The organism is Ruminococcus sp. YRD2003, assembly GCA_900109435.1.
GTDB lineage: Bacteria > Bacillota > Clostridia > Oscillospirales > Ruminococcaceae > Ruminococcus > Ruminococcus flavefaciens_G.
Window position 1 is genome coordinate 114,006 of sequence record FNZT01000004.1, and the last position, 19,926, is coordinate 133,931.

Sequence of the window (19,926 nt, forward strand, 5' to 3'; positions counted from 1 at the left end):
AACATTGGCAAAAACTAAGTCCGTCAGCAAGGCTCCCGCTGCCGCTCTGAAGTACCCGATAAAGCCGCCTGCGTACGTCAAGTACAGGTGGGCTTACTACATTGCGGCTTTCCTTATACCCGCTCTGCTGACTCTTCTCGCCTATGCGCTCTTCGGAGTATATCCCTTCGGCGAACGCTCTGTACTGACTCTCGACCTTAACGGTCAGTACGTCTACTATTTTGAAAATATCCGCGACGCTTTCTGGAGCGGCAGAAATCCCCTCTACAGCTGGGGACGCAACCTCTCGGGAGGCTATCAGGGCGTTATCGGTTACTACCTCGCAAGCCCGTTTACCTTCATCGTTATCCTGCTCCCGAGAAAAATGATAATCGAGAGCCTGATGATAATGCAGCTCTGTAAGGTCGGCGCGTGCGGCGTTACCTTCTGTGCTTATGCTCAGAAGTCCAAGAACGTACCGCCTCTCCCGTCACTGCTCTTCTCGACGATGTACGCTCTCATGGCTTTCGTCGCCATCCAGCTCATCGACCCCATGTGGGTGGACGGCCCTATCTTCCTGCCCCTTATCATTCTCGGTCTTGAGTATCTGATCGACGACGGCAGAAAGGTAAACTTCATTATCCCCACAGCGCTCATGTTCATCGCAAACTTCTACATCGGTTTCATGGTCGCTATCTTCGTGGGTATCTACTTTGTATACTACCTCTTCTTCGGTACGAAGAGAAAGTTCGACTTAAAGGGCTATGCAGTCGTTATCGGCAGAATGGCACTCGCTACGGGTACTGTGCTGCTGTGCAGCTACATCATGATAATGCCCGTATACAACGCGCTCGCGCTCGGTAAGTTCGACTTCTCGAAACCCGATTACAGCCTGCGCACGATGTTCAATCCCATCGAGCTCCTCGCTACCTTCCTCCCCGACCAGTACTACTCCGTAAACGTTGACGAGGGTACGAGAATGTACGGTCGTCCCGAGGTTTACTGCGGCGTGCTCAGCTTCGTGCTCGCTCCGCTTTACTTCTTCAATAAGAATATCAAGAGAAACCGCAAGATAGGCTACGGTCTGCTGCTCTTCATCATGTTCTTCAGTATGTGGATAAAGCCTGTCAATATGATGTGGCACGGCGGTCAGGACCCGAACTGGCTCCCCTACAGATACTCTTTCCTCGTATCGTTCATCGTCGTTTCTATGGCGGCTGAGACGTTCTCCAAGCTTGAGGGCTACAAGCTCAATGTTGCTGTGCCCGCAGGTGTGTTCGGTGTTCTCGCGGCGCTCATCTTCATCTTCGATGCCGTTATGCCCAACTTCAACTACAACGAGGAGCGCTATAAGTACGTTGCCAAGCTCCCGTACAAGACTACCCTCAACATAAACGGGCAGTCCGTTGAGCACCTCTGGCTCGGTACGCTTGCTTTCGGCGCCGCCCTCGCGGCGATATACCTGACGTTCGTTTACAGCTACAGCCACGCCAAGACCAAGAAGACCCGCAACTATATTGCGGCAGGCATGGCAGTGTTCGTTCTGTTCGAGGCAGGCTATAACACCTTCGATACTATCCTCAAGATAGACAAGGAGGTATACTATTCCTCAAAGAAGTCCTACGATACTATCATGGACGCTCCCAATGTGGCTGCTCAGCTCGAGGAGTACGACAGCGGCTTCTACCGCACCGAAAAGACCTTCTTCCGAAATGTCAACGACAACCAAGCCTACGGCTTCAAGGGTATCTCGCATTCGAGCTCGGTCATGAATACAAGAGCTATCAACTTCATCGAGACTCTCGGTTATACCACCAAGAGCTACGAGACAAGATACGACGGCAATACACCCGTTGCGGATTCACTGCTCGGTATCAAGTACGTGCTCAATGACCCCGCAAGAAACAGCTCCAAGGGCAAGTCGCTTCTCAGCCCGTACTACGACCTCGTTTATACAAGCACCTATGTTCACGACGGTCACGACGCTGACCTCGAAGTGTACAAGAATCCCGATGCGCTTCCGATAGGCTTTATGGCTGATGACGATATCCTCCGACTCAGCTTCCTCGGAAACGATAACCCATTCAACAGTATGAACAACTTCCTCAGCTCGCTGACAGGAAATACCCCCGACTATTCGGGCGCGCTCCAGCCGAAGCAGTACTTCTGGCGCATTGCGGAGAATCCCGAGGTCGAGCTCAACGAGTGCTGGGAGTCGAACTACAACGGTCAGCACTGCTATAACGCAAATGCGGGCGCAGGCGACCCCACTGTCCGCATCCACCTTACGACGCAGAGCGATGACTGCCTGTATATGTTCCTCAAGTCGGACAACCCCAAGAAGTGCAACCTCTGGGTATCCGATACCAAGAACGAGGAGACAGGCGAATTCGAGGACTTCGAGGGCTTCGGTCAGTATTACGACGGCTATGATTACTCTATCGTCAACCTCGGCTCGTATCCCGCAGGTACAGACATCGAGATACGTATGACTATCATTCAGGGCGACAAGACGGGCAATAACGAGTATATCATGATAAAGGACTTCCAGTTCTACCACTTCGATTACAACGCTTTCCACGAGGATGTCCTCAACCTTCAGGAGAACCCGTGGAGCCTTGACCTCGAAAAGACCAGGGACGACTACCTCGTGGGCGATGTGGACGTCAAGGAGGGACAGATACTCTATACCTCCATTCCATATGAGCCCGGCTGGACTATCAAGGTCGACGGAAAGAAGCTCGACGAGAAGTTCAAGGAAACTGTCACCGATTCGGGCATGAACCTCGCTGTAAACGAGACTAACGGAGACGACGGTGAGTACATCGTGCTCAACGCGCTCATAGGTCTGAGACTGCCTGAGGGTCACCATACCGTTACGATGAAGTATTCGCCTCCCGGATTCCGTGCAGGCGTGCTGCTCCTCTTCGTAGGTATCGCTGTGATCGTGCTGTTCATCATCAAGGACAGAAAAAACAACATCATACTCGTTCAGGAGCGCGAGTACCGCGAGCTCCGCAAAAAGGGCATAGACCCCGAGGCGGCTGCGGAGGCACCCGCTGAAAAGGCTAAGATAATCAAGTCCAAGGGCGCTGTTGCCGAAAAGGTGTACAAGTCGGAGACTGAGAAAAAGAAGGACGCCGACGAAAGAGCTGCCAAGAAGGCTAAAGCAAAAGCAGCTAAGGAGGCTGCCGAGAAGGCTAAGGCTGAGGCTGAAAGAGCTGCTGCCGAGGCTGAGCGGGCTGCCGCGGAGGCTGAGGAGTTCGACGACGATGTCGACGATATCGCTGAAGAGGCTGCCGAGATAGCTGAGGAGTCCTCAGAAACAGCTGATGATACTGCGGAAGTGTCCGCAGAGAAGGCTGACGATGCTGCGGAAGAGTCGGCGGAAAAGGCTGATGATGAGTCGGACGCCGATAGGCCCAAGAAAAACAGCGCGAAAAATAAGAAGAAAAAGTGATTTAAGACGAATTGTCCCTGTACGGTCTGCGTACAGGGGCTTTTTTTCGGTCGTATGTTGATTTTCTCGCAATTCTATGGTATAATGTCTGTATTGGTCTGTGCCGTGGCGAAAATGTGTGGAACGGTTTGTCAGTGTGCTGCTGTCCGCTCGCCTGTTTTTCAGGCAGAAACGGTCCTCACCCTCGCTCTCATCACGGACCGCTGTGATCAATTGCAATAATATTGCTCTGACAATTATTCTTCGCCAAGCTTTTCTTGGCAAGGCAGGGTTGGGCATCAACAATACGCGACGATAGGCAGGTCTTATTTATGAACGTAAAGGATTCACTTCTTAAAGCATTTGCTGAAGCAGGCAGAAACTATATCTCGGGCTCGGCACTTGCCGAGCAGCTCGGCGTAAGCAGAAACGCCGTATGGAAAGCTGTAAAGGCTCTCGAGAACGAGGGCTATATCATCGACTCGGTCACCGCAAAGGGCTACAGGCTCTCGGGACGAAGCAACCACCTCTCTGAACAACTCATTGCCGCCAAACTGGACTCTTCGGTCATAGGCAGCAGGATAATCGTGCTCGATGAGGTCGGTTCTACCAACAACTATGCCAAGGAGTTCACCGCAAAGGGAACTGCTAACGGCACTGTCATCGTTGCTGACAAGCAGTCCGCCGGCAAGGGCAGAATGGGCAGGAGCTTCGTTTCTCCCGCGGGAAAAGGGCTCTATATGAGCGTTATCCTTCACCCTGAGTTCAGCATTCAGACTGCTCCGCTCATCACCTCTCTGACGGCTGTTGCGGCCGCGGAGGCGATAGAGTCCCTCTGCAAGACGGATGTGCGCATAAAATGGGTCAACGACCTCTACATTAACGACAAGAAGATAGCGGGCATCCTCACTGAAGCTTCGGTGGATATGGAAATGCGCGCCCTCGATATCGCGGTCATCGGTATCGGTATCAATGTCCGCAGGATAGGCGACAGCTTCGACGAGGAGCTTAGTTCGCGCGCTTCGTCTATCGAGGATGAGACGGGGATCGCTCTTGACCGCAATGAGCTATGCGCTGCGGTCATAAACAGTCTCGACGCTCACATCGCTAAGATCGAAAGCAGGGAGTACCTCCGCGAATACCGCCGCAGAGAAATGCTCACGGGTAATATGATAACCGCTAAGGTAGGCAGTGAGACTATTACGGGCAAGGTCGTCGGCATCGACAGGAATGCGAATCTCATGGTCGAGACCGATAACGGTATCGTCCGCAGCCTCTCCTCGGGCGAGGCAAATCTGTGCAGGATAGCCAAATAAACAAAACGGACGCTGAGGTGTACACTCTCAGCGTCCGTTTTTTATTTTGCGGCTATGCCTATTTTTTCGCCGTATTTCACCACGGTCTCGAAACCTTCTGCCGTGTTTTTCAGCAGGTCGCTGTCGGGAAGTATCGTACCGCGCTCAAAAAGCAGCACGACCGTCGAGCCGCCGAACTCGAATCTGCCCTTCTCCTCGCCGCGCACAAAGGTGCGGACTCGGCGGTTGCATATCCGTCCGACCATCATTGCGCCGACCTCTATCTGCACGACATCGCCGAAATTTTCGGTGTGAAGGACGGTGTACTCGCGGGAGTTGCGCTTGTAGATGTTGTAATGCTTCATCGCGACGGGGTTCACCGTGTGGAGCTCTCCCCTGATGAAAACACTGTCCGAGCTGCTGCCGTTATCTATGTAGCAGTAGCGGTGGTAGTCGTCGACCTCAAGGCGGAATATACAGCAGTATCCGCCCTCGAATCTGCGCGCGAGAAAGCCGTTGCAGAGCAGGTCTTTCACGCGGTAGTGCGAGCCCTTGATACGGAAAACGCTCTCTTCGTTTATCCTGTAGACCGAGAGCTTGGAGTCGCACGGGCTGATGAGATGGCTCGGGGTGCGGTCTATCGGGCGCTTACCCTGCTTTATCCTGCGCGTGAAGAATTGGTTGTATGAGCGGAAATCACGCATGATGTACTGTGAGGTGTCTATCCCGTTTTTGCGGATAAACGGCTCTATCAGCGGCTTGGAGAGGGGGGAGTCCATATATGCGCCCGCTGCCTTTGACACTGTCGGCAGCGTCAGTACCTTCAGCAGACATCTGCCTCCGACGGTGCCGTACAGCCTTTTCAGCAGCTCGTTTTGCTTTTCGTTGGTGACGATGACCTCGCCTGTTCGTTTCTTTATCATTAGTTCCTTTTTGCGTTCGCAAGCATGAGTTTGATGCGGTTTTCCTGATTTACTCGTGTGGCGCCGGGGTCGTAGTCGATGGCGACTATGTTTGCGTTTGGATTGTCCTGCTTTATCGCGCGGCTCATGCCCTTGGCGACGATGTGGTTCGGCAGACAGCCGAATGGCTGTGTGCAGATGATGTTGTCGACTCCCGACTGCGCAAGAGCTGCCATTTCCGCGGGGATAAGCCACCCCTCGCCCATTACCACGCCCTGACTGATGTACTTGTCGGCGAGGTGACGGAGGTGCTCGAAGTCGTGAAGAGGTTCAAAGCTCCCCTGCTCCTTCATCATCTTTATGAGCTCCTTCTGCTTGGAGTATATCAGCTTGTAGCCGAGCTTGTATATGCGCGACTGAGTGCTCTTGTTGTCGTAGAATTCGGCGTCCGTGAACGTGCCCGATGCGCAGTACATCACGAATTCGAGCAGGGACGGCACTACGGGCTCGCAGCCCTCCGAGAGCAGGAAGTCCTCGAGGTGGTTGTTCGCGAGCGGTGAATACTTGACGTATATCTCGCCCACTATCCCGACGCGTATCTTCTTCTCGTCCGACAGCTTTATCGAGCCGAAATCGTTGAGTATCTGCGGGTAGAGCTTCTTCGTTTTCAGGTACTCGCGGCTGCCCTTGCGGAAGATGTCGCCGAGGCGCTTCTGCCATTTGTCGAGCATTGCCTTTGCCTCGCCCTTGTTTATCTCGTAGGTGCGGCACTTGTTGTAGCAGGTCATCAGCAGGTCGCCGTAGAGCACCGCGTACAGCAGCCGCAGGAACATCGGTGCGGTTATGCGGAACGCGCTGTCCTTTTCCAGTCCGCTGAAATTGAGCGACACTACAGGCACCTGCGGATAGTTCTTGGCGACTGCTTTTCTCAGCAGGTGGATATAGTTTGATGCACGGCAGCCTCCGCCAGTCTGGGTTATCATCAGAGCCGTCGTGTTCGGGTCGTACTTGCCGCTGTTGAGCGCGTCCATGAACTGTCCTATTACCAGCAGAGCGGGGTAGCAGGCATCGTTGTGGACGTTTTTCAAGCCTTCATCAACGACGGCGCGCGAGTCGTTCTCCAGCAGCTCGACCTTGTAGCCCTTGTGCTCGAATATAGCCATAAGCAGCCTGAAATGTACAGGCAGCATATTGGGGACGAGGATAGTGTGGGTCTTTATCATATCCTCGGTGAATCTAACGTAGTCAGCCATTCTGTTCTCCTTGTACACGGCGCTCTTCGCTCACGGAGGTGCTGCCCTCCATTGCGGCAACGAGGCTGCGCAGTCTTATGCGCGCGGCGCCGAGGTTGTTTATCTCGTCTATTTTGAGCTGTGTGTACAGCTTGCCCTTGCTTTCGAGTATGGAGCGCACTTCGTCACTCGTTACGGCGTCTATGCCGCAGCCGAACGATACGAGCTGTATCAGCTGCATATCGGGCTGGGTGGTGACGTATTCCGCCGCCTTGTAGAGACGGGCGTGATACGTCCATTGGTTGAGCACGCCGAGCTTGGGCGTGCGGGCGAGCTGTGCCACGCTGTCTTCGGTGACGACTGCCATTCCGAGGCTCGTCACGAGCTTGTGGATACCGTGATTTATCTCCTTGTCGATGTGGTAGGGGCGTCCCGCAAGCACTATTATCTTGCGGTTCTCCTCGCGAGCCTGACGGATAATATCGTCAGCCTTCGCGGCGATGTCCTTGTGGTAGCGGTCGAGCGCGGCGTATGCCTTGTCGACTGCCGCAGCTACCTTGCCCTTGATATTGAAGCGCTTCAGTGACTCCTTCATCACGCGCACCACGTTCTTGCGGATATTCAGGTCCATATACGGGTGGATGAAGTTCTGCTCGTTGAGGCGCGGGTTGTTCCTGAGCAGGAGCTCGGGATAATATGCGACAACAGGGCAGTTGAAGTGGTTATCCGAGTCGCCCTCGTCGATGTTGTAGCTCATGCAGGGGTAGAAAATGAAGTCCGCGCCCTTGTCGAGGAGGTCCTCGATGTGTCCGTGGGTGAGCTTCGCGGGGTAGCAGACCGTGTCGGAAGCTATCGTGTGCTGTCCGAGGTAGTACATCTCGCGCGAGCTCTCGCCGCTGAACACTACCTCAAAGCCGAGCTCCGTGAACAGGGCGTGCCAGAACGGCATCTGCTCATAGAAGCTGAGTGCGAGCGGCAGTCCCACCTTAGCTATCGGGCGGGCGGGCAGCCCCGTCTTTTCGAGGGCGAGTATGCTGCTGTATTTGTACTCGACAAGGTTGGGGACGTTGTTCTTCTTTGCTTTGCCGCCGCCCTTTTCACAGCGGTTGCCCGAGATGAAGTTCCTGCCCTTGCCGAAGCTTATCACGTTGAGCTGACAGTTAGCGGTACAGCCTCCGCACTGCACCGAGCGCGAAGTATAGGCAAATGAGGCGAGTTCGTCCTTCGATATGAGCGTGGACTCGCCTTCCGCACGTTCCTTCGCGTAGAGCGCACAGCCAAAGGCTCCCATAAGTCCCGAAATTGCGGGACGGATAACGTTCCTGCCGAGCTCCTTCTCGAACGAGCGCAGAACTGCGTCATTGAGGAAGGTGCCGCCCTGCACGACGATGTTCTTGCCGAGCTCGTCAGGCGAATTTGCGCGTATTACCTTGTATATGGCGTTCTTGATTATCGACGAGGACAGTCCCGCGGAGATGTCCTCTACGGACGCTCCGTCTTTCTGCGCCTGCTTTACGGAGCTGTTCATGAATACCGTGCAGCGCGAGCCGAGGTCGACGGGATGCTCGGCGAAAAGTCCGAGCTGCGAGAACTCCGCGATGTTATAGCCGAGCGCCATCGCGAATGTCTGTATAAACGAGCCGCAGCCCGATGAGCACGCTTCGTTCAGCATGATGCTGTCGATACTGTGGTTTTTGATGCGGAAGCATTTGATGTCCTGTCCACCGATGTCGATGATGAAGTCAACATCGGGGCAGAAGTAAGCTGCCGCCTTGAAGTGGGCGACTGTCTCGACTATGCCGTGGTCGACAGAGAGACCCGCTTTGATGAGGTCTTCGCCGTAGCCCGTTACTGCCGAGCCTTTTATCGTCATATCGGGGTTCATCGCCTCGTAGATATTGCGGAGCTGCTCCGCTATCTTGTCAAGAGGCTGTCCCTGATTCGAGTTGTAGTAGTGGAAGAGGATGCGCCCGTCATCGGTGATGAGGACGAGCTTTGTGGTGGTCGAGCCCGCGTCGATGCCGAGGTAGGCGTCGCCCTTGTATGTACGTATATCTGCGTATCCGAGGTCGCACTTCTTGTGGCGCTCGATGAACTCGTCATACTCCGAGTGCGAGCGGAAAAGCGGCTCTCCCGTGACGATGTCGTCGGACGCCTTTGCGTTCTTTATCTTGTTGAGTATCTCGGTGATGTGCCACGAATCTCCTGACTCCGATGCATAGACCGCACAGCCGTATGCTACGAATACAGGGCCGTCCTCGGGGAATACCGCGTGCTCTTCATCAAGTCCGAGCGTCTTGACAAATGCGTTCTGCAAGCCCTTGAGGAAGTGCAGAGGTCCGCCGAGAAACAGCACTTTGCCCTCTATCGTGCGCCCCTGTGCAAGTCCCGATACGGTCTGGTCGACTACTGCCTGAAATATGCTCGCGGCAACGTCCTCGCGGCGCGCTCCCTGATTGAGGAGCGGCTGTATGTCGGATTTTGCGAATACTCCGCAGCGCGATGCTATCGGGTAGACCTTCTGTGCGCGCAGTGACAGCTCGTCAAGCTGGTCTGCCGTGATGCCGAGGAGCGTAGCCATCTGGTCGATGAATGCGCCCGTGCCTCCCGCACAGGAGCCGTTCATGCGCTGCTCGACTCCGCCTGTGAGAAAGATTATCTTCGCATCTTCGCCGCCGAGCTCGATGACTGCGTCGGCGTCGGGCTGCTTGTTCTTTACCGCCAGAAACGCAGCGTGTACCTCCTGCACGAAGGGTATCTCCGCAGAGTTGGCAAGTCCCAGTCCTGCCGAGCCAGTGATGCATACGGTGAACTCCTCATCGGGGTAGTCCGCCTGAATCAGCTTGAGCTGGTCGGTGACAGTCTCCTTCACGCGCGAAAGATGGCGCTGATATTTCGAGTAGAGTATATTGCCGTCGGTGTCTATGATGACGGTCTTTACGGTCGTCGAGCCAACGTCGATACCGAGTGAGAGCTTATTCGCCATTTTGTTACCTCGTAATTGTATTTCTCCTCTCGCGGGAGATACGATTCTGTTCTTATACGTAGTCATATTAATTATACTACATTCCGTCAGAAAAATAAAGTGGAAAATCATTTTTTTCATCAAAATTTTGCGAAATGGCAGTTTTCTACAAAAATACCTCCCGATTTGGCTTTTTTGTATTGAATTATAGGTCTGTTTCTCCCCTGTGTCTCGCCTGTTTTGTCAGCACTCGCGCCGTCAGTGCTGCGTTTTTTCCTGCTGATACTATAATAGCACATCAGAGCTTAAAGTCCTTATAATATGAAGATTTTCTCTTCAATGCGAAAAAAGTCCGAAGAACAGTGCCTCCGGACCTTTTTTCATTCCTGTATGAGCTTGTATGCTGAAAGCTTTTTCATTCTTCCCGACATCACAAAGCTGAAAATGAACACCATTGCCGTTACTGCCGCTGCGGAAACGACTATCATCATCGGTCGGAGCAGGAGGTCTGCATTCTTCACGCCGTAGCCGCCGAGTATCAGCGTGAACAGCGGATTGAGCAGGAAATATCCGAGCAGCGAGCCGAGCACTGCGGCTGTGAGCGTTGTCGGCATCAGCGAGAGCGAGAGCTGACAGCGCAGCTGTGTGCTCGTGAAGCCGACCGCCTTCTTTATCCCGAATTCGCGCTCCTTCTTGATGAATACCGTCTTCAGCAGCAGACGTATCACAAGCAGCACCGTCGCGATACTCAGCAGTATCATCAGCACGACAATGAAGCTGACTGCGAAAACAGGCGTATTCTCCGAGCTCCTCTGCTGACGGTAGTAATTCTCTGTCTCTGTCGTGCAGCTGAGCTCTTCTATCCTGCCGAGGACTTCATCGACCTTCTCTGCCGTCGCATCATGCATCCTCACACGGAGGAAATCATATCGCGTGTCGATACCGAGCCGCTGTGCCGCTTTGTCGGTCATATACAGTCTTCGGTTCATTACCGACTGCTGCAAGCCTGTGACAAGATAGCGGCAGCTGTTTTCGCCGTATTCGACTGTTATCTCGTCGCCGACTCCGATACCGAGCTTCTCCGCAACGGAGCTTCCTACGACCACTTCGTTGTCCCTTCGCATTATATCGCCTTCATATAGACCGCAGTATACGAAATCCGGCTCTGTTACGTAGATGAGCGTTACGTCTCCGCCGCCGACCTCCGCTGTCACCGAGAGCAGACCGTAAGCCTGTGATACTCCTTCAACTTCGCTTATCTCGTCTATTGCTTCGCACGCTTTATCGTATGAGCCGTCTGCAAGGTAGACATATGCGTCCGGAGCATCGCCCTGCACCATTCGCTGAAAATTCGTTATATCTACCTTTGTATTATAATAGAGCAGCCCCGAGAACGTCGCAACGAACGCAACTGCTGTTACAATGCAGAAAACAGCTGTGTTCTGCCCCATATTCTGCATAGAGCTCTTCAGTGCGAGAAGTATGTTCAGCTCGCCCTTGGTTTCGCTGAGCGGAAGGTGGTTTTTCTTGAAGCTGTTCGACCTGAGCCCGAATCTGAGCGCTGTTGCAGGATGGAGCTTCTTTATCTTCACCGTTGACAGAAATGCGACCGCTGTTATCACGATGAGCACTCCTGCTATCACTCCGAAGGTGAGGACGGGGTAAAAGCGATTTTTCCAGATGATACCGCTCAGCTCTCTGATAAAGTTTTTCTCCGCGGCAGGAAAAAGTGCATACGACAGTGCGATACCGACACCCGAGCCTATCGCTCCGAGGACAGCATATTCCGTCGTCAGCGCTGCGCGTATCTGCCCGACGGTGTGCCCGACAGCGCGCAGTGCTCCGATATTTACGATGTCCCTGCTGATGTTGTTGTTTATCGTGAAAACTATCATAATGACGCATATCACGATGATGATAGCCGCAAATGCAGCCATAAAGCCTGCGAGGATATTGACGATGACGGTGTAGCCGCTCCTGCTCAGCACTATCGAGTGTCCGTCCGCGTAGACCTCGTCATTTCCGCGCAGCTCCGTTGTAAGACGCTGCATCGTCTCCTCTATGTCTGTGCCCTCCGAAGCATAGACGAAAACGATACGCATATCCGTACAGCCTGTATCCTCCGTGCTTTCACTGAGCTCACGGAAGGAATCCTCGTCGAGCAGAGCTGACCTCATATAATATGAATTGCCCATATGAAGGTGCTGATATGTGCCTGCAACGGTATATTCGCGCTTTACGGAATCGGTGCAGAGGCATATCGTATCGCCGACACAGAGCCCGTATGCTGCTGCCGTATACTCGTTGAGGTATATCCTCTTTTCTCCGACAGAATCGTCGCGGTGTATGAATCCCGTCTTCTCATAGCCGATATTGTCGCCGAGGCGCTGCACCAGCCAACCACCGTCATTCTTTTCCTTGCTGCACTTGTTTGTCGTGACCATTATGCTCGGTATATTCACCGTATCCTGCGCTGTGTAGGACTTTATCCCGTTTGCGTCGGAAAAAATGCTGTCGATACGGTCATAGTCCGCGCTTGTCCACATAACATAATCGCAGAGCCCCTGCTCGCTTGCGTAATCGTCATACAGCTTAGGATACATCGACGCGAAAAGTCCTGTGTGCAGCAGAAATGACGATATTACGATTATGAGCAGAAATACCGTGAGTATCGCTCTGTCCTTGCGGAAGCCCGCTTTTACAAGCTTTACCATCCCATCTCCTCCAGGAACTTTCTTATTTTTTCGTGGCGTCCCTCATCGCCGCTGACGTATTTCCCGAGGTCGCATTCGCCCATAATGCCGCCGTCCTGAAGATAGATTATGCGATTGCCGCGGCGTGCGGATTTGACATCGTGTGTGACCATAACGACCGACTGTCCCGAGTTGTTTATATCCGTCAGCACATCGAGCACGGCTCTGACTCCTGCACTGTTCAGCGCTCCTGTGGGCTCGTCCGCGAATACGATGTCAGGGTCGTTTATAACTGCGCGTACCATTGCCGCTCGCTGAGCCTCGCCGCCCGAGACCTGCGCAGGGAACTTCTTTGTGAGCTCCTCGCTGATACCCATTTTTTCAAACAGACCGAGTGCCTTTTTCTTCAGCTCCTTCTGCTTCTGACCTGTAAGCATTCCCGTGCTGACCGCGTTGTCCATAATGCTCATACTGTCAACGAGGTGTATCTGCTGGAATACGAACCCGCAGTGTCTGCGGCGGAACACCGCGAGCTTGTCATCGCTCATATCAGTGATGTCCTCGCCGCAGTAGCTTATCCTGCCGAGCGAGGGCTTATCCATTCCCGAAAGCGTGTACAGGAGCGTGGATTTGCCTGCTCCGGACGAGCCCATTATCACTGTGAAATCGCCCTTGTATATCTCAAGGTCAAGATTCTTGATGACGTGCTGCTGCTTGCCTCCGACAGAGAAGCTCTTCGACAGCTTTTCGGTTTTTATGATTATTTCTTTATTACTCATGCTCGAACCTCCGAAAGTAAAAGGTCATACAAGAGCTCTATCCCTTGTATGACCTTATTATAGCACATTGTTTTCCAAAAATCTTTGTCAGTTCTTTAACTGTTCTTTAGTTTGTTTTAATAATGCTTAAACGAGCTTTAACCGCAGCGCAACTGTAAAGCCCTCGCCGTTATTGCGGCATATCAGCTCGCCGCCCATCTGACTGATGAGATATTTCGAGATATACAGACCTATCCCCGAGCCGTCCTTGCCTGCGGAATTCGAGCCGCGGCGGAACTTTTCGGTTATGACCTCAAGCTCGTCATCGGGAACTCCGCCGCCCTTGTCCGCGAATTCAACAATAAAGAAGCCGTCCTCGAAGCGGCTTTCGGCTGTTATATCAGTGTCTGCATATTTGTACGAATTCGAGATCACATTTCCCACGACCTGCTCGAGGCGCAGTCTGTCCGCATATATCACACAGTCTCTTATCTCCGCGGATGTCACCTTTTTCAGCGGGTCGCTCTCTGCGATGATCCGTTCAAGCTCGCGTGACGAAAGCTCCTCGGGCTTTACCTCAAGCTGTTCGAGTTCCTCAAGTGCCGCGTGGAACATATTCGATACGAGCTTGTCTATCTGATCTGCCTTGCCGTTTATCGCAGAAAGCGTCTCCTTCTGTGCTTCATCATCGGAAACGAGCACGAGGTAATCCGTCATCGCCTTTATCGAAGAAACGGGAGTGCGTATATCGTGTGAGAGCTCGGCGATCAGCTCCTTGCGGCTCTTTACGGCAGCTTCCTCACGCTGACGTGATGCCTTCAGCTCCTCGCGCATAATGTCGAAGCTCTCGGTGAAAGCTCCGAAGATATTGCCTCTGTCCATTTCGAGCGGAGTGTCGAGGTCACCCGCCGCCACCCTCGCTGCAAAGCTTTTCAGCCTTCCGAACGGTATTACGACACGCCTTCTCAGAAATACAAAATATGCAGCCGATACAGCTATCATTATCGCTGCCATTCCGCCTATCATCGCCGCATTTCTGCGGTCTGCCGCGCGCTTGCGCTCCGCATAGTCGTTGTGTACTATCAGCTTTCCGACAACTCTTCCGCCGCTCTCGATGTCGCGTATTATATCATAGTTGCCTGTCGCGGCGGAAACTGTTGCTGAGATCCCCTCTTTAGTGTAACAGAGCAGACGGCTCTCGCTGTCGATAACGGCATAATCGAATGCCTCTCCGCTCGCGATGAGGAGCTCAGACTCGGCGGAGATGTTCTCCCAGTCCTCGCCGATACTGATGAGGAGCCTGTTTATCTCGGTTGTGTACTGCGGCATCGTGTCCCCTTCGCCGAAAGCAGCGATGCGTGCGCATATCAGGACGCTCAGCAGAGTGAAGACCGCTATGTATATTATTAAGAAACGCCTTTTCAATCGTTGCCCTCCAGCATAAATCCAACGCCCCAGACAGTCTTTATCACCTCGGGCGAGCCTGCATCACGTTCTATCTTTTCGCGAAGATGACGAATGTGTACATTCAGCGTCACGTCACTGACGCAGTCCGTCTCCCATACCTTCGCGAAGAATTCGTCCTTTGGGATGACGCGTTCCTTGTTTTTCAGCAGATAAACAAGAAGCTTGTACTCCATCGCTTTGAGAGGTATGCTCTTTCCGTCCCTGATTATCACTGCTTTTTTCATATCGAACTGCACCTCGCCGAGCTGCACGAGTGAGTCACCTGCCGTTTTTTCGGAGCTGCTCTGCTTGTCTTCATATCTTTTCAGAACAGCTTTCACCTTCGCGAGCAGGACTCCCAATGAATAAGGCTTGCAGATGTAATCATCTCCGCCTATACTCAGAGCGAGGAGCATATCGTCCTCCGATGAACGCGCACTTATGAAAAAAATAGGAACGTCCATAGCAGAGCGTATGTCCCTGCAAAGGTCAAAGCCTGAATCCTTGCCAAGATTTATGTCGAGCAGCACCAGCGAGCAAGTATTCTCACGCAGGAAGCAGAGGGCGTCCTTCGCGTTGAGGACGTACTCAGTCGGGACTCCCGACATATTGAAGTATTTAGCCGTGTATTCCGCGAGCTCAGGCTCATCGTCGATAACGAGTACGCTTGTGTGCATATCCGCACCTTCCTTTCCGATGTCATTTTGGATCTGTTTTATCACGCTCCGCTGACAAAGTCAGACTGGCATTATTCTTCGCCGGGCGTAAAGAACTCACTATTCTATAAAGCCGAAGTGACGTGCAAGCTTTTCAAATACCTCCTCGCGCGTATCTCTGCCGTCGTCCTCGCGGACGAGGGTGAAAAAACCGCTCCCGGCGTATTCCTCGTAGTGCTCCCTGCTGTTGATGAGCTCGAGTCCGCGGCGATAATTCGCCATTACCTCATCGCTGTTCTCACAGCTCCCGATCGTGCTGAGTATGAACTGCTTTTCGGGGTCCGAACGGTCAAAAAAGCGCTCCACGCTCATACTCTTCGGCGACAGCATAACCGCAACGTGGTCATAATCGGATATTTCACGCAGAATGTCAAGAGGTATGTTCGTGTCTGCGATGACCCTCCCCTGCGACGCGCGCGCGATGAGCTCCGCGACCTCGAATCCCGCTGCTTCTCTGCCTGTGTTATACATCCATCGCTCGTATTCCTCGGGGGCGCGTGTCACAAAGTCCCTGAAATCCGTAAGGGACTTTATATAACAAAGGTCCGGCTGCACCGACGGCTCTGCCACCTTATCCGTGACCTCCGTAAAATAATTCTCTCCGCAAAATATGAGTCCGCACCGCTCCGTAAGCAGCTTCACAGCTGTTGATTTTCCGGCATATGCCGTGCCCGTGATGAAGTAAACGTTCCGCAGATAATAGCGAAGTATATTGTTCTCTATTTTCATATCGTCCCTCCTGCCTTTTACCTGATTTTACCATTTTACACTTATATTGTCAACTACAGCCCGCTCCGCTTGGTACACAAAAGAAAATGCTTGACAAGTCCGCCAGAATGGTGTATAATGTTTATATTGGAGTGACGAAAGGTGAAAATATCGTGCAGCGTCCCCTACAAATCCAAAAATTTAATACGCTTGTGTAGCACAGTTGGTAGTGCAGCGCATTCGTAATGCGCAGGTCTCGGACTGAAAATAAAGCGACAGCCGTGCAGCACCCTTACAAAATTCAAAAATTTAATATGCTAGTGTAGCACAGTTGGTAGTGCAGCGCATTCGTAATGCGCAGGTCTCGGACTGAAAATAAAGCGACAACCGTGCAGCACCTTACAAATTCAAAAATTTAATATGCTTGTGTAGCACAGTTGGTAGTGCAGCTCATTCGTAATGAGCAGGTCGCAGAGTGATTTTAAAGAGACAGCCGTGCAGGCCTTACAAAAAATTTAATAATTAATGCTGGAATAGCTCAGTTGGTAGAGCAGCGCATTCGTAATGCGCAGGTCGCGTGTTCAAGTCACGTTTCCAGCTCCACAAGAAGACCGCTTAGAATAGACTTCTAAGCGGTTTTTGTTTTTGCTAAAGCTTTGGCGGAATCAGTAGCGGGGTAAAAAGAATAAACCTTGAGAACTATATTATATTTACGCCGTAGAATGTAAGTTATATTACACAACTTTAAGATTGCCGTTTTGTAGAAGTATTGAAGCAGTAGAAGGAAAAACTAATCGGCTATTTGTTACAAAGGAAAGCCGCTGCCATTGTAAAATATGCCGTTTTTTGTTAGATATAAGTAAATTTTTATCTATTATATTGAATTTGAAGTAAAAATCTGATAAAATTATATATAATAATTACTATTCTGTCTTAACCAGCTCTTAGAGGATGAAAAATGAAAGAATTTAGAAGCATAGACAAAGCTCTCGCCTATTTGATTCAGGAATATGGAATTAATATTTTAACAGATTCCAGAAGATGCATTAATATGCTTAGTGATATTATTCCTGATCAAAAGAGCGACATTAATCTAATAAAATATGTATTTGATTGTGAACTAATAAATACGCTGATATCAGCAAATTCTCGCAACGATTCTGCAAAACAGCAAGCTATTAACCGTTTAAATCATGAACTTGTCCACAAGTCTAAAATCAAAGAATCTACTTCCTCTGAAATATGTAGCGTTTTTGTAAGCGCATTGGGTTGGAATGTTGTTATTCCTAACGATGTTGAAAAAGAAAAGCAACGCAAAGAAAAGAATGAAAAGAGAAAAACAAGACTTAAAGATTTCGGTAAATGGATTTTTAAACATATAAAGGTGATTTCAATTATAATTGCAGTTGCGATTATTGTTACTATCGCCTATTCAAAAATAAAACCATGGTATGATCACAGAAACAAAATACACTTCACTAATCCAACTACTTTATATGAAGGAAATGATTATAAAACAGTCTATGATGAATTTACAGAATTAGGGTTTACAAATATTAAATCGAAAGAAATTAAGGATATTAATGAAGCACCTTCCGTTAACGAAAACAAGGTGATTGATGTTAAAATAAATGATGACGATGAATGGCTTGATAAAGACACACTCATCGTAATTAGCTATCATGGATTATCAGATACCCTGAAAATTTACATTCCGTTTTCTTCGGAAGAAGTTATAAATCAAGACGTCAACAAGATTCAAAACGAGCTTTCAAGTGCTGGCTTTAAAAATATTAATACTCATAAAAACGAGGATTTAAAGCTTGGACAAAGTGCCATGATTGGTAAAATTGAAAAAATAGAAATTGATGATATAGATAGTTTTAATCGTAATGCCCTTATTCCATTCAACGCAAATATAATCATAACTTATCACGACTATCCAATCAATAACTATGTTGCAATTCCTGATACATTAAATAACTTAAAGGGTACTGATTACACACAGGTAAAAAAGCAGTTTTCAAATCTTGGCTGTACTAATATTACAACTGAAAAAGTCAAGGATATAACTATTAAAAATGAGAATACGATTAATCTTAACACCATTAGTGATATTTCGATTAATGAGAGCAATAGCTTTAATAAAGGAGACATGATTCCTGTTGATTCAAAAATCGTAATATCATATCATGATTACTCTGATGACTATTTTACTACTGCTCCAAATTCAGCAAAGAATTATAAAGGCAAGAATTATCTTGATGTTGAATCAGAGTTACACAAAGCAGGATTTGTTAATATTGAGTGCAAGCCTATTCGGGATGTTAAAATTGGTTTGTTCACGGAAGTTGGAGAAACAGAAACAGTATCCATAAACGATTCAACGAGCTTTAAAAAAGGTGATTCTTTTGCCAAAAGCGCAAAAGTAGTAATCAAATACCATGCCAAAAAAGGAGATTAAGATGGCTAAACTCAAACCAAACGATAGAATTAAAATGAAATATGGAGACGATGCTGTTGTTGTTTCAGAATTAGGTTCCGGAGGTCAAGGAACAGTATACAGAGTTCGATACAATGGTAAAGAGTACGCTTTAAAATGGTATCATTCCGGCGTATTTGGAGATAAAAGCGAGGAATTCTATAAAAATCTTGAAAACAATATCACTAAAGGCGCCCCATCTCCGTCTTTTTTATGGCCTTTGTATATAACCAAGACTTATGATAATTCATTTGGATATTTAATGGATCTTCGCCCAGACGGTTATTATGAATTGACCGACTTCTTTGTAAATACCGCAAGAAGAAAACAAATTCGGTTTCAATCATTCGATGCAGTAGTCAACGCCGCTATTAATATAATATCGGGCTTTAGAGAGTTGCACAACTCAGGATACAGCTATCAGGATATTAACAACGGCAACTTCTTCATTGATCCTAAAAATGGAAATGTGCTAATATGTGATAATGATAACGTTTCTCCCGTAGGAATCAACCTTGGGATTCTTGGTAAACAGCGATATATGGCTCCTGAGGTTGTAACAGGAAAGAATGCTCCTGACAAATACTCTGATCGTTTTTCGTTATCGGTAATTTTATTCAGACTGCTGTTTATCAATCATCCGTTGGAAGGTGTTAGGTCTACTCCGCCGTGTATGACAAAAGAATTTGAAAGAAAGTATTACGGCGAAGAACCTATTTTTATATATGATCCTGATATAACTTCAAATCGCCCTATTATCGGAACAGACGCCAATCTGAAAAAGTTCTGGGCAGCTTATCCTGAATTCATAAAGCGGATGTTTATAAAAGCGTTCAGCCAAGAGGTAATGCTGAATCGAGAAAACAGAATCATCGAAAAAGAATGGATGGACGCTTTTTTCAGATTAAAGGCAAGCATTATTACTTGTCCGTATTGCCATGATGAAACTTTTTTAACTCAAATTGGTAAGAATTACTGCGTCGAGCCGAAATGTCAGAAGCCTATCGTAGTTAAAAATACGTTAAAACTGCAATCTTTTGAATTGCCGCTATTTCCAGGAGTCAAGATAATGCATTATCATATCGACTCGCTGACTCAGGATATAAAAAGCCAGGTCGGTATTGTTATTATGAATCCAAAGATTCCTAACCTTTTCGGAATAAAAAACTTGAGCAATCAGAGTTGGATTGTTGATTTGCCTGACGGAACGCAAAAAGAAGTTGCTCCAGCAACCGTAATGCCAATCAAAGAAGGCTATACCATTCATTTTTCAAACAATAAAAACGAAGTCGGAACTATAAATTAACAGGA

12 protein-coding genes and 1 tRNA gene are annotated in these 19,926 nt (G+C 49.7%); 5 read left to right on the top strand and 8 right to left on the bottom strand.

The window, feature by feature from the left end; all coding sequences use genetic code 11:
- Positions 1-4 precede the first annotated feature (4 nt).
- On the top strand, positions 5-3,439 hold the full coding sequence (locus BMX22_RS03425) for a YfhO family protein (protein ID WP_074740678.1): 3,435 nt from the start codon (positions 5-7) through the stop codon (positions 3,437-3,439).
- Positions 3,440-3,750: 311 nt separating this feature from the next.
- Positions 3,751-4,734, top strand: a complete 984-nt coding sequence (locus BMX22_RS03430) for a biotin--[acetyl-CoA-carboxylase] ligase (RefSeq protein ID WP_074740680.1) — start codon at positions 3,751-3,753, stop codon at positions 4,732-4,734.
- 41 nt (positions 4,735-4,775) lie between these two features.
- Here BMX22_RS03430 and BMX22_RS03435 read toward each other — a convergent pair whose 3' ends face one another.
- From BMX22_RS03435 to BMX22_RS03470, 8 genes are all read right to left on the bottom strand, one after another.
- Positions 4,776-5,636 carry a phosphatidylserine decarboxylase gene (locus BMX22_RS03435; RefSeq protein WP_074740682.1) on the bottom strand — a complete coding sequence of 287 codons (861 nt, stop codon included), beginning with the start codon at positions 5,634-5,636 and terminating at the stop codon, positions 4,776-4,778.
- The gene (locus BMX22_RS03440; protein WP_074740683.1) at positions 5,636-6,868 is read right to left on the bottom strand and encodes a 2-hydroxyacyl-CoA dehydratase; all 1,233 of its coding nucleotides are present in this window, start codon (positions 6,866-6,868) and stop codon (positions 5,636-5,638) included. Before BMX22_RS03440 ends, BMX22_RS03435 begins: the two co-directional genes overlap by 1 nt.
- Positions 6,861-9,833, bottom strand: a complete 2,973-nt coding sequence (locus BMX22_RS03445) for an acyl-CoA dehydratase activase (RefSeq protein WP_074740684.1) — start codon at positions 9,831-9,833, stop codon at positions 6,861-6,863. Before BMX22_RS03445 ends, BMX22_RS03440 begins: the two co-directional genes overlap by 8 nt.
- Positions 9,834-10,192: 359 nt before the next feature.
- Positions 10,193-12,526, bottom strand: coding sequence for an FtsX-like permease family protein (locus tag BMX22_RS03450; RefSeq protein ID WP_074740685.1), 2,334 nt, complete (start codon positions 12,524-12,526; stop codon positions 10,193-10,195).
- A complete protein-coding gene (locus tag BMX22_RS03455) occupies positions 12,520-13,284 on the bottom strand; it encodes an ABC transporter ATP-binding protein (RefSeq protein WP_074740687.1) in 765 nt (254 codons plus the stop codon). Before BMX22_RS03455 ends, BMX22_RS03450 begins: the two co-directional genes overlap by 7 nt.
- A 126-nt stretch (positions 13,285-13,410) precedes the next feature.
- The gene (locus BMX22_RS03460) at positions 13,411-14,688 is read right to left on the bottom strand and encodes a HAMP domain-containing sensor histidine kinase (protein WP_074740688.1); all 1,278 of its coding nucleotides are present in this window, start codon (positions 14,686-14,688) and stop codon (positions 13,411-13,413) included.
- Positions 14,685-15,386 carry a response regulator transcription factor gene (locus BMX22_RS03465; protein ID WP_074740689.1) on the bottom strand — a complete coding sequence of 234 codons (702 nt, stop codon included), beginning with the start codon at positions 15,384-15,386 and terminating at the stop codon, positions 14,685-14,687. The genes BMX22_RS03460 and BMX22_RS03465 overlap by 4 nt, the downstream gene beginning before the upstream one ends.
- Positions 15,387-15,485: 99 nt before the next feature.
- Positions 15,486-16,154 (bottom strand): hypothetical protein, encoded by a 669-nt coding sequence (locus BMX22_RS03470; RefSeq protein WP_074740690.1) that lies wholly within the window; start codon positions 16,152-16,154, stop codon positions 15,486-15,488.
- A gap of 506 nt (positions 16,155-16,660) precedes the next feature.
- Here BMX22_RS03470 and BMX22_RS03475 point away from each other — a divergent pair.
- From BMX22_RS03475 to BMX22_RS03485, 3 genes are all read left to right on the top strand, one after another.
- Positions 16,661-16,736, top strand: a tRNA-Thr gene (locus BMX22_RS03475).
- A 355-nt stretch (positions 16,737-17,091) separates the two neighbouring features.
- Entirely contained in the window at positions 17,092-18,597 is a 1,506-nt protein-coding gene (locus tag BMX22_RS03480; RefSeq protein ID WP_074740691.1) for a hypothetical protein, read from the top strand.
- Between the two features lies 1 nt (position 18,598).
- Positions 18,599-19,921: a protein kinase domain-containing protein gene (locus tag BMX22_RS03485; protein ID WP_074740693.1), complete on the top strand. Its 1,323-nt coding sequence runs from the start codon at positions 18,599-18,601 to the stop codon at positions 19,919-19,921.
- Positions 19,922-19,926: the final 5 nt, after the last annotated feature.